The sequence below is a fragment of the Polaribacter atrinae genome, assembly GCF_038023995.1.
Classification (GTDB): Bacteria; Bacteroidota; Bacteroidia; order Flavobacteriales; family Flavobacteriaceae; genus Polaribacter; species Polaribacter atrinae.
In genome coordinates this window covers 1,569,537-1,584,179 of the sequence record NZ_CP150660.1, presented here as the reverse complement: position 1 = coordinate 1,584,179, position 14,643 = coordinate 1,569,537, and the positions used below count along the sequence as shown (strand labels likewise).

At 30.5% G+C, this 14,643-nt stretch carries 11 protein-coding genes; 7 read left to right on the top strand and 4 right to left on the bottom strand.

Features of this window, described 5'->3' with window-relative positions:
• Positions 1-186: 186 nt before the first annotated feature.
• On the bottom strand, positions 187-777 hold the full coding sequence (locus WG945_RS06935) for a carboxymuconolactone decarboxylase family protein (RefSeq protein WP_068448665.1): 591 nt from the start codon (positions 775-777) through the stop codon (positions 187-189).
• A 69-nt stretch (positions 778-846) separates the two neighbouring features.
• On the opposite strand from WG945_RS06935, the gene WG945_RS06930 reads away from it, so the two are divergent.
• Genes WG945_RS06930 through WG945_RS06920 form a run of 3 tightly spaced genes read left to right on the top strand, consistent with a single transcriptional unit; the run spans position 847 to position 3,557 of the window.
• A complete protein-coding gene (locus WG945_RS06930) occupies positions 847-1,857 on the top strand; it encodes a dipeptide epimerase (protein WP_068448664.1) in 1,011 nt (336 codons plus the stop codon).
• A 2-nt stretch (positions 1,858-1,859) separates the two neighbouring features.
• Positions 1,860-2,882, top strand: a complete 1,023-nt coding sequence (locus WG945_RS06925) for an aminotransferase class I/II-fold pyridoxal phosphate-dependent enzyme (protein WP_068448663.1) — start codon at positions 1,860-1,862, stop codon at positions 2,880-2,882.
• Between the two features lie 15 nt (positions 2,883-2,897).
• Positions 2,898-3,557, top strand: coding sequence for a peptidoglycan recognition protein family protein (locus WG945_RS06920; protein ID WP_068448662.1), 660 nt, complete (start codon positions 2,898-2,900; stop codon positions 3,555-3,557).
• 81 nt (positions 3,558-3,638) lie between these two features.
• Here WG945_RS06920 and WG945_RS06915 read toward each other — a convergent pair whose 3' ends face one another.
• Both WG945_RS06915 and WG945_RS06910 read right to left on the bottom strand, forming a co-directional pair.
• Positions 3,639-5,150 carry a SusD/RagB family nutrient-binding outer membrane lipoprotein gene (locus tag WG945_RS06915; protein ID WP_068448661.1) on the bottom strand — a complete coding sequence of 504 codons (1,512 nt, stop codon included), beginning with the start codon at positions 5,148-5,150 and terminating at the stop codon, positions 3,639-3,641.
• Positions 5,151-5,160: 10 nt separating this feature from the next.
• On the bottom strand, positions 5,161-8,199 hold the full coding sequence (locus tag WG945_RS06910; protein ID WP_068448660.1) for a SusC/RagA family TonB-linked outer membrane protein: 3,039 nt from the start codon (positions 8,197-8,199) through the stop codon (positions 5,161-5,163).
• A 310-nt stretch (positions 8,200-8,509) separates the two neighbouring features.
• On the opposite strand from WG945_RS06910, the gene WG945_RS06905 reads away from it, so the two are divergent.
• From WG945_RS06905 to WG945_RS06890, 4 genes are all read left to right on the top strand, one after another.
• Positions 8,510-8,941 (top strand): OsmC family protein, encoded by a 432-nt coding sequence (locus tag WG945_RS06905; RefSeq protein ID WP_068448659.1) that lies wholly within the window; start codon positions 8,510-8,512, stop codon positions 8,939-8,941.
• A gap of 14 nt (positions 8,942-8,955) precedes the next feature.
• Entirely contained in the window at positions 8,956-10,641 is a 1,686-nt protein-coding gene (gene recJ / locus WG945_RS06900; RefSeq protein WP_068448658.1) for a single-stranded-DNA-specific exonuclease RecJ, read from the top strand.
• Positions 10,642-10,923: 282 nt separating this feature from the next.
• Positions 10,924-11,223 carry a GIY-YIG nuclease family protein gene (locus WG945_RS06895; protein WP_282071681.1) on the top strand — a complete coding sequence of 100 codons (300 nt, stop codon included), beginning with the start codon at positions 10,924-10,926 and terminating at the stop codon, positions 11,221-11,223.
• A 278-nt stretch (positions 11,224-11,501) separates the two neighbouring features.
• Positions 11,502-11,801, top strand: a complete 300-nt coding sequence (locus WG945_RS06890) for a GIY-YIG nuclease family protein (RefSeq protein WP_068448657.1) — start codon at positions 11,502-11,504, stop codon at positions 11,799-11,801.
• A gap of 411 nt (positions 11,802-12,212) precedes the next feature.
• Here the strand turns inward: WG945_RS06890 and WG945_RS06885 are convergent, their stop codons facing one another.
• Positions 12,213-14,615, bottom strand: coding sequence for a helix-turn-helix domain-containing protein (locus WG945_RS06885; protein WP_068448976.1), 2,403 nt, complete (start codon positions 14,613-14,615; stop codon positions 12,213-12,215).
• Between the last annotated feature and the right edge of the window lie 28 nt (positions 14,616-14,643).

The window sequence follows — 14,643 nt, the reverse complement described above, 5'->3', positions numbered from 1 at the left end:
GGAATGCTAAAACCTTAAATTACACAAAAAAAATAAATAGATTTTGCATAATTTACAATATTAAAGTAATCTTATTTGACTATTTTTGAATGTTAAATTTGACAAGGTTGGGGGACCTTAATAATTTATTTTAGCCTCCTCATTTTTATGAGGGGGCTTTTTTATGAAAAATAAATGTACTATTTTTTATTGATGTTTGCCTACTTTAAAGCCATGTTTTCCTAAATATTGGTCTCCGCTTTCAATAGCATCTTTTTCTAAAGTTGTTCCCATAGAATCATTCCAACGATTTAAGTACCCAAAAAGAGAAATAACACCTAACATTTCTACAATTTCGCCTTCATCCCAATATTTATATAATTCTTCTTTAATTTTTTCATCCACAGCATTTGGAACCATAGAAGCAGCCAAAGAAAAATCTAATGCAGCGCGTTCTGCGTTAGAAAAAGCAGCATGTGTTTTGTATTCCCAAATATTATCTAATTGCTCTTGTTCTGCTCCATAACGTTCGGCAGCTCTAATGGCGTGGGCTTGGCAATATCTACAACCTGTGGCATTACTAGAAACCCAAGCAATCATTCTTTTTAAAGCAGAGGTTACCTTACCTTCATTAGCCATAACTGCTTTGTTTAAATTTATAAAAGCTTTAGAAATTGCAGGTCTGCGTTGCATTGTTAAAACAGAATTTGGGCAAAAGCCTAAGGTTTCATTAAAGAAAAGTGCTAATTCTTTTGTTTCTATATCGTGTTCTGCAGATAATGGTGATACTAATGGCATATTTATGATTTTAAATTTATTTATAGAATTCTATTTTTATAACTTTACCATAAATATAACTTTAAAAAAATGGAAATAAAACTACATTCTTATAATCTTGAATTAAAACACACTTTTACAATTTCTAGAGAATCTCATGATTTTCAACCAAGTTTAGTTATAGAGTTAGTTTCAGATGGATTTTCTGGTTTTGGGGAAGCTACTTCAAACCCTTACTATAGTATTACAGTAGATAAAATGATGAAAATTGTTTTAGAAAACAAAAATTTTATAGTGTCTTTATCAAACGAGAAACCAGCAGATTTTTGGAAAAAGTTACAACCCTTATTTAAAGAAAATATGTTTGCCTTATGTGCTTTAGATATTGCTTTTAATGATTTGTATGCTCGTAAACAAAACAAAAAATTATATGAAGTTTGGGGTTTAAATATTGATAAAAACCCAATGACAGATTATACAATTGGTATCGATTCTGTTGAAAAAATGGTAGAGAAGATGAAAGAACTTCCTTGGCCAATTTATAAAATAAAATTAGGGACTAAAAATGATATTGAAATAGTAACAGAACTAAGAAAACATTCTGATGCAATTTTTAGAATTGATGCAAACTGCGGATGGACTGCTGATGAAGCAATAGATAATTCTTTTAAATTAAAAGAATTAGGGGTAGAGTTTTTAGAACAACCTTTAAAAGCTAATGATATTGAAGGAGCAAAGAAATTATACGAAAATTCTGCTTTACCAATTATTGCTGATGAAAGTTGCATTGTAGAAAGTGATGTAGAAAAATGTTTTGGTTTATTTCATGGTGTTAACGTGAAGCTTACAAAATGTGGAGGTTTAACTCCGGGAAAAAGAATGTTAGAAAAAGCAAAATCTTTAGGCATGAAAACAATGGTAGGTTGTATGACAGAATCTACGGTTGGTATTTCTGCAATTGCACATTTATTGCCTCTTTTAGATTATGTAGATATGGATGGTGGTTTGTTGTTAAAAAAAGATATTGCGAATGGAATTACCATAAATGACGGTGTAATTTCTTATGCTGATGAAAACGGAACAGGTGCTTCATTATTGTAAATATGCAGTTAGAAAAAGCACCAACTACAACCGCTTCTTTAAATGGGAAAGAGTATTTGTATTTTAGCGGAACTTCTTATTTAGGAGTGGCTTTTTTACCAGAATTTAAAGAATTGGTTTTTAAAGCAATTGATAAATGGGGCACTTCTTACGGAAGTTCTAGAAGTGCCAATATAAAATTAGCTATTTATGAGAAAGGAGAAACTTTTTTAGCTGATTTTTTACAAACAGAAACAGCTGTAACCCTTTCTTCAGGAACTTTAGCGGGGCAATTTGCTATAAAAACATTAAGCTCGTTTGTAGATGATTTTTATTTTATGCCAAAAACGCATCCTGCAATTTTACCAAAAAATGCTTTTCCTGTTTTTAATGATTTAAAGTTACATCAATCTTTAAAAACGCTAAAAAATAAAAAAGTAAGTATTGTTTTAGACGGAATTGCAGCATTTGAAACAGGGCCATTTTCTTTTGATTTTTTAGATAAAATAGATGTTTCTAATACTATTTACTTAGTTGTCGATGAGTCTCATAGTTTAGGGGTTTTGGGTAAAAATGGAAACGGAATAGCTAACTTAGTACCAAAAAGGAAAAATATAAAACTCATTATTACTTCTTCTTTAGGCAAAGCTTTTGGTATTAACGGAGGTGTAATTGCTGGAGATTTAAGTTTTATAAATCGTATCAAAAAAGACAATCTTTTTATTGGTTGTGCGGGTATGAGTCCTGCTTTTTTAGAGGTTTTTGTAAATGCTCAACAAATTTATAGAAGTCAATTATTAAAATTGAAAAGTAATATGGAGTATGTTTTTGATCACTTAAAAAAGAATACTGCAATTACTATTGATAAATCATATCCTGTTTTCTTTCATTCTGATGAACAAATAGAACAAATTTTGTTTGATAAAGACATTCTGATTACCTCTTTTTATTACGCAACAAGTGCTAAAAAGTTTAATAGAATTGTTCTAAACGCGAATCATACTAAAGAACAATTAGATGTTTTAATCGACTCAATTAATAACTAATATAAATTATTACAAATGAAAAAAATATACCTTTTACTACTATTAATTAGTATTGTTGCTTGTAAAGAAGACCTTAAAATTATAGATAAACCTATAGAATTTGGAGAGTTAAGGGAACAATTAACATTAGAATATTTAGAATCTCATTATGGTATTGTTCAAGATGCTCCAATAATTACTCCTAAGATGGTGGTAATACATTGGACTGCGATACCAACATTAGAAAAGTCTTTTGGAGCATTTGTAAATACAAAAATAGGAAGTCACAGAACAAAAATTAATACTGCTAGTCAGTTAAATGTTTCTTCTCAGTTTTTAGTTGATTTAGACGGTACAATTTATAGATTAATGCCAGAAAATTTTATGGCAAGGCATGTAATTGGTTTAAATCATTGTGCTATTGGAATAGAAAATGTTGGTGGTACAGAATCTACACCTTTAACCGAAAAACAATTGGAAGCGAATATCTGGCTTGTTACTTATTTAAAAAAGAAATACGATATAGATTACGTTATCGGTCATTATGAATATACTAATTTTGAAAACCATGATTTATGGTTAGAAAAAGATAATGGGTATAGAACATTAAAAACAGATCCAAGAAAAGACTTTTTAATGAAAATTAAAAGTGCTACTAAAGAATTAGGGTTTAAAGAAGTTCCTGTAAAAGAATAATTTTTTTTTAAAATATAGAATTAAAAAAGCATCAGAAATAATTTCTGATGCTTTTCTTTTGATCTAATAAATTATAGTTGATTATTCAGCTACATTCCACCAAAGAGGTGTTGTTAACCTAACATTTGCAGTATTATCTGGCATGTTTTCGTAATTTCTATCTTCTTCATTGTATTCATACACCATTGCTTGAATCCAATCATTAGAACCTGGAAAAATACTTAAGTTTACATTTACCGGTCTTTCTAATCCAGGGTAAATTGTGTTGCTATAGTCCATTCTTCTCATGTCTACCCAAGTTTCAGGATCAAAAAGTAATGTAATGTATTTCTGAATCATAATATGAGATAATGTAATACCAGCTTCTCCTACTTCTGCATCCATTTTAGCTAAATAAGCTGCTGTTTCAGTTCCTGTTGCTTCTGCTTTTTCAAAATCTGCCTGAATTCCTGCTTTTAAAGCAGTATAAGCACCAGAGTTATCTCCTTTTCTTAATCTAGCTTCTGCTTCTATGTATTTTACCTCGCTATATGTCATTAAGTAAGTTGGAGCAGTAGGACTGGTGTAAAAACCACCATTTCCAACAGAATAATTATCACCACCATCTGTATTATTAGGTAAAGGGCCTTCTCCAATTCTAACACCTTGGTATCCTCCATTTACAGCTTCTGGTACAATAATTTTAAGACGAGGATCCTCATAAGGAGTATCTAAGTCTAATGAGTTTTTTAATAATTCTACAAAAAAGTGAGAAAAATAATCTACTCTAGAGCTTCCGTAACCTCCTGTTGCATAAGGCTGACGATCGTTTTCTGCTTCTCCACCACCATAAGATCTAAACGCATTGTCTGCATTAGATTGTAAAGCTTTAGAACATGCTTCTATAATTGCATCTGCATCGTAAGCCATATCTCCAGAAGCCTTCTTAGATAAATGGTTTAAATAACGAGCCTTTAAAGCATAAGCTAATCTTGTCCATTGTTCTTTATTTCCATTATAAAAAACATCACCTCCATTAGCATTTAATTCAATGTTACTTGGTTGGTTAATTTGTGCAATTGCTTCATCTAACATTTCTATGATTCCTTGGTAAACTGCTTTTTGAGTTTCAAATTCAGGAGTTAAGTTTAAAGAAGATACTCCGTCATAAGTTTCTGTAAAAACAATGTCACCATATTGATCTGTTGTTGTACCAAAACCATACGCTCGTAAAATTTTACCTACTGCTATAAAGTTTGGAGAGTTATGTTTTTCTCCTAAAACAATTAAATCTGCAGTGTTAGGTAAGGAATATACGTATGCATTTTGCCATAAAAAATAGCTACCTGTAGTTAAAAAGCTACTCCAAGTTTCTGAATAATAGTTTGCAACATTTTGCGCTCCATTTTGTGTAATTCCTAATACTTCTCTACTACCTCTATAGATAACACCTGTAAACATGTTTTCTATGGCACCTTTTATGCGGTATTGAGGCTCTAATGATTGTGTTGTTGGTGCAGTTACAGAACTATTTACATCGAAATAATCTTCTGAACATGATAAAAACACGATACTAACTAATAGTATAAAAGTTGTATATTTTAAATATTTCATTTGTTATATTTTAAAAAGTTAATTTAAGACCAAGATCAAAACCTTTAGTATTTGGGGTACCAAGATTATCTACACCAACAGAACCAGCTCCAGGAACTCCTCCTCCAAATGCATTTATTTCTGGATCTACACCACTATAATTAGTAATTGTTAAAAGGTTTCTACCTGTTAAAGAAAATTCTAAATTAGAGATTGGTAAACGGTCTAATAATTTTTTACTTAACTTATAATTTAAACTAACATATCTTAAACGTGTATAAGAACCATCTTCAACAAAGTTTTCTGAGTTTAAAGCATAATAATTTTGATAGTATTCTTGATTCTTTGTTACCGAAATATCATTTGCAGTTCCATCTGCTTTTATACCAGGAATAATTGTTGTTGTACCTCTATCTAAAGTAGATGTTCCTACACCATAATAAGCCAATGCAGATGCAGTAGCATTGTACACTGTATTACCTTCTACAATGTCTAATAAAAATGATAAACCAAAGTTTTTATATCTTAAAGTACTTGAAATACCTAATGTAAAATCTGGTTGTCTATCAACATCAGCATAAGTTTCATCTGTTAATGTAGGGTATCCGTCGGTTCCTATTAAAACTTCTCCATTTTCATTTTTAATAGCTCTTTTACCTCTAAGTGAAAATAATGAAGCATCTAAAACACCTGCTCCTGCAGCAGAGTTTAAAAAAGTCCAAGAATCAGATAAATACACCTCATTTAGTTCTCCTGGTAAGTCAATAACTGTGGTTACGTTACTTCCAAAGTTAAAATTCATATCCCATTGAAATTCAGATGTGTTTGGCATTAATTTAACAGCTAATAATGCTTCTATACCTTTGTTTTCTATTTCTCCACCATTTAAAGTTGCGTAAAAAGTACCCGCTGTTGGAGGAACACGTATATCTGATAATATTTGATTATCTGAAATACTCTTATAATAGGTTGCATTAAAACTTAACCTGTTGTTTAAGAAGTTAGAATCGAAACCAAACTCCCAACTATTGGTAAATTCTGGTTCTAAAGCTGCGTTACCAACATCTACTCCGTTGTATGCGTAACCTGTACTACCAAGACCATTAATTTGAGTAACCAAGTAACTTTCTAACTGACCTATTGGAGCATCTTTACCTACTTGTGCCCATGTACTTCTTAATTTTAAATAATTTAAACCATTACCTTCAGACTTAATATCAAATAAATCTGTAAGAACAGCAGATGCTCCTACAGAAGGATAAAAGAAAGATCTACTCTTTGATGGAAGTGTAGAAGACCAGTCATTTCTACCAGTAACATTCAAGAATAATGCTTCTTTATAACCTAATTTTACTTCTCCAAAAACACCAATATTTCTTTTTCTAGAAATACGCTCTAAAATGGTTTGATTTTCTGAAGAAACATTACTAATGTTATAAATACCTGGCGCTAAAAAACCATCACCTGTTAAATAATCTGTTCTAACATTACTATCTTCAATTGTATTACCAGCTAATAAGTTTAATTCAAATTTTTCTGATAATTTCTTACTATATGTAGCAATAAAGTTTGAAGTATATTTTTTATATAATCTTTCGTATTGAGAGATGTAACCTTCTTCTCTAGATTCATTTAAAGAACCATTAGCGGTAATTCGTCTACTATGTTGATCGTATATGTCTGCACCAAACTTATAAGAAAGGTTTAAGTTTTCGTTAATAGCATAATCCAATCCTATAGAACCAATAAATCTGTTTAACTCATTTGTATTAGGGCTATTCTCTAAACTCCAATATACGTTGTCTGATTGTTGTCCTGTATAAAAACCTTTCTGAGCTCCATCTGCATCTATATAATCATTAACATTTACATTAGAAGGATAGTTTAGTAAACTAGTAATACTACCACCAGTTGCATTTCCTTGACGAGTACTTGTAATATTTGTTCTTACATAATTACCTAAAACAGATAAAGTAAGTTTTTCTGAAATTTTAGAATTTTGATTAATTCTAAAAGTAGTTTTATTATAAGAGGTGGTTGGTATTATTCCTTGATTATCTAAATTTCCGATAGAAAAATAAGTGTTTCCTTTCGCATTTCCACCAGTATAACTTGTAAAGTAGTTTTGCGTAATTCCTGTTTTATAAAAGTCTTTTATATGGTTATACGTTTTTGTACCAGGAGATATCGCTTCTCCCCAAGAAAGTGGGCTTTCTAAATTATAATTAATACTACCATCAGTTTGAACAATTTGTTCTCCTTGACCATATTTTTGTTGAATATCTGGAGTTCCCATAACATTATCAACAGAAAGTGATGAAGAAACAAAAACTTTACTAACTCCTTCTTTTCCTCTTTTAGTCGTAATGATAACAGCTCCTTCTGCTGCTTGTATACCATATAATGCTGCAGCGGCAGGACCTTTAAGTACAGTAATACTTTCAATATCTTCTGGGTTTAAATCAGAAGCTCTATTTGTACTTGCAACTTCAGAACTAGAATCTGTAGAGTTATCTATTGGTAAGCCATCAACAATCATAAGAGGTTGGTTGTTTCCTGTAATAGAAGTACCACCACGAATCATAATTACAGAAGAAGAACCTGGCGCTCCACCAGAACTAGTAACGGTTACACCAGAAACTTTTCCTTGTAAGGTGTTTACCATGTTGTTTTGGTTTCCTTCTAAAAGTTCTTCAGACTTTAATGCTTGTGCGGCATAACCTAAAGATTTTTTTTGTCTTTTAACACCAAAAGAAGTTACTACAACTTCATTTAATACATTAGTATCTTCTTCTAATGTTACATTTAATGTAGCAGAGTTAACTTTAACTTCTTTTCTTTTATAACCTAAAGAAGTAAAAACAATAGTTGCACCTTTTTCTGCTTTAATAGAAAACATTCCATCAAAATCTGTACTGGTACCTTTTTTGGTACCTTTAATTAACACACTTACCCCTGGTAATTCTCCCGTGTTATCTGTAACTTTACCTTTTACATTAATTTCTTGAGATTGAATATTTAATGTAATCATAAAGATAATAGAAACTGTAAAAAATAGTTTTTTTATCATAAAAATGTTTTGTTAGTTAATATTTCTATAAAATTAGCAAAAAAAAAGATAATTCCTTTAAAAAAAATAACAAAACAGCAAGAAAAAAAAGAAAACAGCATTAAGTGTGCAAAAACTCATAAAAAATTGAGAATCTTCTAATAAGATGCCCTGGATTAAGTGTTTTTAGAAATTACCTGAAAGACTGTACTTAGTAAAAGAAACATTCTATTTATTTTAAGTGTTAACTACTGTGTGTTTTCTTATTTTTGTAAGAATAAGCACAATCTCTTATTTTAACTTTTAAAAATCGATAATAACATCATATACTATGGCTACAAATATTGTAAAAACTACCTGGAAAGAAAACATGCAATTTGAATCTGATAATCCGAGTGGATTAAATTTAACAATGGATGCAGGCGAAGAAAGTGGAGGAGAAGGAAAAGGGTACAGACCAAAAGCCTTGATGTTAGCTTCTTTAGCAGGTTGTTCTGGTTTAGACGTAGTTTCTTTATTAACAAAAATGCGTGCAGAAGTTGCAGATTTTAAAATTGATATTACTGCAGAATTAACAGACGAACATCCAAAATTTTATAATAAAGTAAAAGTAGATTATCATTTTACGGATGCAGATTTAAAACCAGAAAAAATACAAAAAGCTGTAAACTTATCTGTAACAAAATACTGTGGTGTAATGGAAATGTTTCGTCAATTTGCTGAGGTAGAAATTGAAATTCATTTACATACAATAGCGAACTAATTGAAGAATCAGCTATGAGGTGGACGTTAAAACCAAAATCAGATAAAGAAAAAGTAGCAAAATTAGCTAATGAACTTCAGGTTGATAAAACAATAGCGTCTATTCTTTGTCAGAGAAATATTGAAACATTTGAAGATGCTAAAAATTATTTTCGCCCAAGTTTAGCAGAAATCCACGATCCTTTTTTAATGAAGGATATGGACCTTGCCGTTGCAAGAATTGAAAAGGCTATTGAGAATGACGAAAATATTTTAGTTTTTGGAGATTATGATGTAGATGGTACAACAGCGGTTTCTTTAGTAGCGTCTTATTTAAAAACGATTTACCCAAATATTGCAACTTATATTCCAGATAGATATGCCGAAGGTTATGGTGTTTCTTATATGGGAATTGATTTTGCACATGACAATGATTTTTCTTTAATCATTGCCTTAGATTGCGGAATAAAAGCCATCGATAAAGTTGCCTATGCAACCGAAAAAAATGTAGATTTTATTATCTGCGATCACCATAAACCAGGAGATGAAATACCTAAAGCAGTTGCCGTTTTAAATGCAAAAAGAGACGATTGTACATATCCTTTTGATGAGCTTTGTGGTTGCGGAGTAGGGTTTAAATTAATTCAGGCTTTAGGTGTTTCTAGAGGTCAAACAATAGAAGATTTTATTCCGTATTTAGATTTGGTTGCTACCGCAATTGCTGCGGATATTGTACCTATGAAAGGTGAAAATAGAGTTTTAGCTTATCATGGTTTACAGGTAATTAATGAAAGTCCTAGAAACGGAATTAAAGCCATTATTCATCAAACTAAGAAATCTGAATTAACGATTACTGATGTTGTTTTTACAATTGCTCCAAGAATAAATGCTGCAGGTAGAATGAAACACGGTAATTACGCGGTAGAATTACTAACTGAAATGGATTTTGATGCTGCAGTTGAATTTGCTGCGGCTATAGAAATTTTTAATGCCGATAGAAAAGATTTAGATAAGAAAATTACAGACCAAGCATTAATTCAAATTATTGATAATGATGAAGAAAATAGGTTTACATCTGTAGTGTATCAAGAAGATTGGCACAAAGGTGTTATTGGTATTGTGGCTTCTAGGTTGATAGAAAAATATTACAGACCAACATTAGTTTTTACCAAAAGTGGCGATAAATTAGCTGCTTCTGCTCGTTCTGTAAAAGGTTTTGATGTGTACAATGCGTTGCATGCATGTGAAGAGTTTATAGAGCAATTTGGAGGTCATAAATATGCAGCAGGTTTAACCTTGTTACCAGAAAATTACGAGAACTTTAAAAATAAGTTCGAAGAAGTTGTTAAACAAACCATTGATAAAGAGTTGCTAACCCCAGAGATTTCTATAGATGCAGAAATAGACTTGTTAGATATTACACCTAAGTTTTTTAGAATTATTCAGCAAATGGCTCCTTTTGGACCAATGAATATGAAACCAACTTTTAAAACGAGTTGTGTTAGAGACAATGGTTACGGAAAACAAGTTGGAGCAGATAAAACACATTTAAAGCTAAATGTTTTTCAAGGTGATAATAAAAAGACTTTTAATTCAATAGGTTTTGGTTTAGGCGATAAAATGGAGTTTGTTCAAAATGATTTCGATATTGTTTATGGTTTAGATGAAAATGTATGGAATGGAAATAAATCGATACAATTGTTGTTGAAGGATTTGAAGTAGATAGCAATTGTCATTCCGAAAGAGAGACGAAGGAACGACGAGGAATCTAGAATTTTCGTAATTGTAATTTAGATTCCTCAATCGGAAAAAAGGCCTCATTTCGGAATGACATGTTGAGTTTTTAAGTTTAATTTATCGTTCCAATGTCATTCCGACAGAGAGACGTAGGAACGACGAGGAATCTAGAATTTTCGTATTTATAATCTAGGTTCCTCCATCGGCAAAAAAGCTTCATTTTGGAATGACATTCTGAGTTTTTAATATAATTGATTATATTTAAGAATGTTTAAACAATACTTTATCTATATAATTACAAATGAGAAGAAAACTGTTTTATATATAGGAGTTACAAACAACATTCAAAAAAGAATTTCCCAACATTATTTTGATAGTCAGAATGCAAAGAAATCATTTGCAGGAAAATACAATTGTTATTATTTACTGTATTATGAAACTTTTGATGATATCAACTTAGCTATTTTAAGAGAGAAACAATTAAAAGGATTGAGAAGAGAAAAGAAGAATAAAATTATTTCTGATTTTAATCCTAATTGGGATTTTTTAAATAATGATGTTTTTTAACGATTGTCATTCCGACAGAGAGACGTAGGAACGACGAGGAATCTAGAATTTTCGTAATTATAATTTAGATTCCTCAATCGGCAAAAAGGCCTCATTTCGGAATGACATGTTGAGTTTTTAAGTTTAATTTATCGTTCCAATGTCATTCCGACAGAGGAACGTAGGAGCGATGAGGAATCTAGAATTTTCGTAATTATGATTTAGATTCCTCAATCGGAAAAAAGGCCTCATTTTGGAATGACATTCTGAGTTTTTAATATAATTGATTATATTTAAGAATGTTTAAACAATACTTTATCTATATAATTACAAATGAGAAGAAAACTGTTTTATATATAGGAGTTACAAACAACATTCAAAAAAGAATTTCCCAACATTATTTTGATAGTCAGAATGCAAAGAAATCATTTGCAGGAAAATACAATTGTTATTATTTACTGTATTATGAAACTTTTGATGATATCAACTTAGCTATTTTAAGAGAAAAACAATTAAAAGGATTGAGAAGAGAAAAGAAGAATAAAATTATTTCTGATTTTAATCCTAATTGGGATTTTTTAAATAATGATTTTTTTTAACGATTGTCATTCCGAAAGAGAGACGAAGGAACGACGAGGAATCTAGAATTTTCGTAATTATAATTTAGATTCGTTAATCGGCAAAAAAGCCTCATTTCGGAATGACATGTTGAGTTTTTAAGTTTAATTTATCGTTCCAATGTTATTCAGACAGAGAGACGTAGGAGCGACGAGGAATCTATGGATTTTACAGTTGTTTTTAGAATCTTCAATCGCTTAAATAAGCTCATCTCGGAATGACATGCTGTGTTTTAATAAATTAAGCTAAATATTATTTAATAAAAAACCCACTCCTAAATTAGAAGTGGGAAAATTGCTATGAAAAAGAAAAATGATAAGAAAGTATCTTATCATATATCTTTAGACGTACTTTTTTAATAAAACTTGCACTTTATTACAAAAAAAAATAAATTAATTTTCCATAGAAAGTAAAACCATTCTTAACTCCATGAAAGAGAATGATTTATCTACTTTTTCTTTTAGGTCTGTTAAGCTTTTAAATTCGGTGTCTTCTATTGCATTTACCATTTTCTTGTACTTTTCAATGTCTATTAATTCTAAAATATCAATATCACCAGAAGGAATATAACTAGCCAAATGACTTTCTACGGTTCCAGAAGTTAGACTTCTTTCTTTAGCAATGTCTTTTATAGAAAGGCCAGATTTAAACAGCTCAAAAGTAATTTGTTTGGTAGGTTTCTTGTCTTCCTTTTTTTGCTCGTTTAATTTATTTATTCCGTTTTTTTTGCAGTAATCTTCAATTGCTTCTAAAATTTGTTCACCGTATTTTGTAACACGAGTTTTTCCCATTCCTACAGTGGCTAAAAGTGCTTTTTCGGTTCTAGGTAACTCATCGCACATGGCGTATAACGTTTCTTGCGTAAAAATTTGAAAATGAGGGATTCCTAAATCTTTTGAAATTTCATCTCTCAGTTCACGTAATTTTAAGGCTAAAATTGGGTCGCGTTTAGAAGCGACTGTTTTCTTTTTAGTTGGTGATGATTTTTGTAAAACGGCATTTGCTCTTACTTTTAAATAGTCTTGTACTTTAAAACCATTATTTATTTTTTGAAGGGCAAATAGTTTTTCTAAGAGTTTTTCTTGTAAGCTGTCAAATTGTTTTGTAAAATCATTTTTTACAGTTTTATTATCTGTAGAAAATTGAATGGCATTTAAAGGTTTTAGAATATTACCTTTGGTTTGTGTTACAAAATAATCAACCGCTTTTGTAAAACGTTCTTGAACTTGAGAACTATTTTCTGGCAGTATATTGTCTTCACAAATTTGTGCTAATTGATTTTTAAATCCGTTAGAAACTTTCATTAAAGCTACAACACCATCATCTTTTATAGTTTGTAAATGATCTATAACATCTCCTTTGATACTTGTATGATTTTTATAAAAAATATCAATTAATCTAGAAATTGGGTATAAAAATGGTTGGTAATCGAATAACTCAGAAATTAAATTCAGTTGAAAATGTTTTTCAGATTCGTTTAAAACACGCTCATCTGGGTGATTTTCCTCTACACTTTCATTAAAAACACTAACTGTTCTGTCGTTAATAATTGCACTACTTGTAATTGGTGTTTTTAAAACCAAACCTTCTAAAGAAGTACATCTACTTAGAGCAACATAGGTTTGTCCGTGGGCAAAAGAAGCTTCTGCATCTATTATGGCTTTTTCAAAAGTTAATCCTTGACTTTTATGAATGGTAATTGCCCAAGCCAATCGTAAAGGGATCTGAGAAAAAGAACCAATAACATCTTCTTTAATTTCCTTGGTTTCATCGTTGATGGAATAGTTCACATTGTCCCAAGTTTCTCTTTCTGTAACAATTTCATCAATTTCATTTGGACATTGTACGGTTACATTTTGTAGAGAAATATCAGTTATAATTCCTATTTTTCCGTTGTAATATCTTTTATCTGGTGATGAATCATTTTTGATAAACATCACTTGTGCTCCCATTTTCAATTCTAATTTTTCATCATTAGGAAAAGCATTGTCATTGAATTTTCCAGAAACGTCAGCTTTAAAAAAGTAGCTTTTGGTATTCAGTTTATTTAATTCAGAACTGTTAATTAAATTGGCTCTGTTATTATGAGTTGTTAAAGTAATATAACCATCATCTTTGGTAGGAGAGAAGGTAGGATCATAATTTCTATTTAAAATTTCAGCAGATTTTTCTGATAAGGTATCAGTTCTAATTTCATTTAAAATAGTAATAAAATCTTCATTTTTCTGACGGTAAATATGTTTCAATTCTATGGATACAACATCGGCTTCTTGGTATGCTTTAGAACTAAAAAAGTAAACCGTATTGTAATGTTGTTGTAATAAGCTCCATTCATTTGGTCTTACAACTGGCGCTAATTGTTGTAAATCTCCAATCATTAAAACTTGTGCACCACCAAACACTTTATTTCGGTTTTTGTAACGACGCATCACTTGGTCTATTCCGTCTAGCAAATCTGCACGTACCATAGAAATTTCATCAATAATTATTAAATCTAACGATTTGATGATATCTATTTTTGTCTTGCTAAATTTACGTTGTTGATTGGTGTTTTCAATCTGATTTGGTAGAATAGGACCGAAAGGCATTTGAAAAAAAGAATGAATAGTAACCCCTTTAGCGTTTATTGCCGCAACACCAGTTGGTGCAACAATAACCATTCTTTTTAAAGATTCCTTTTTAATTTGATGTAAAAAAGTAGTTTTTCCTGTACCTGCTTTTCCGGTGATAAAAAGATTTCTATCTGTTTTATCTATAAATTGTAAGGCAAGTTCTAATTCAGGATTTTTTGACATTTTTACTTTTTGTTGCAAGGTAATAAAT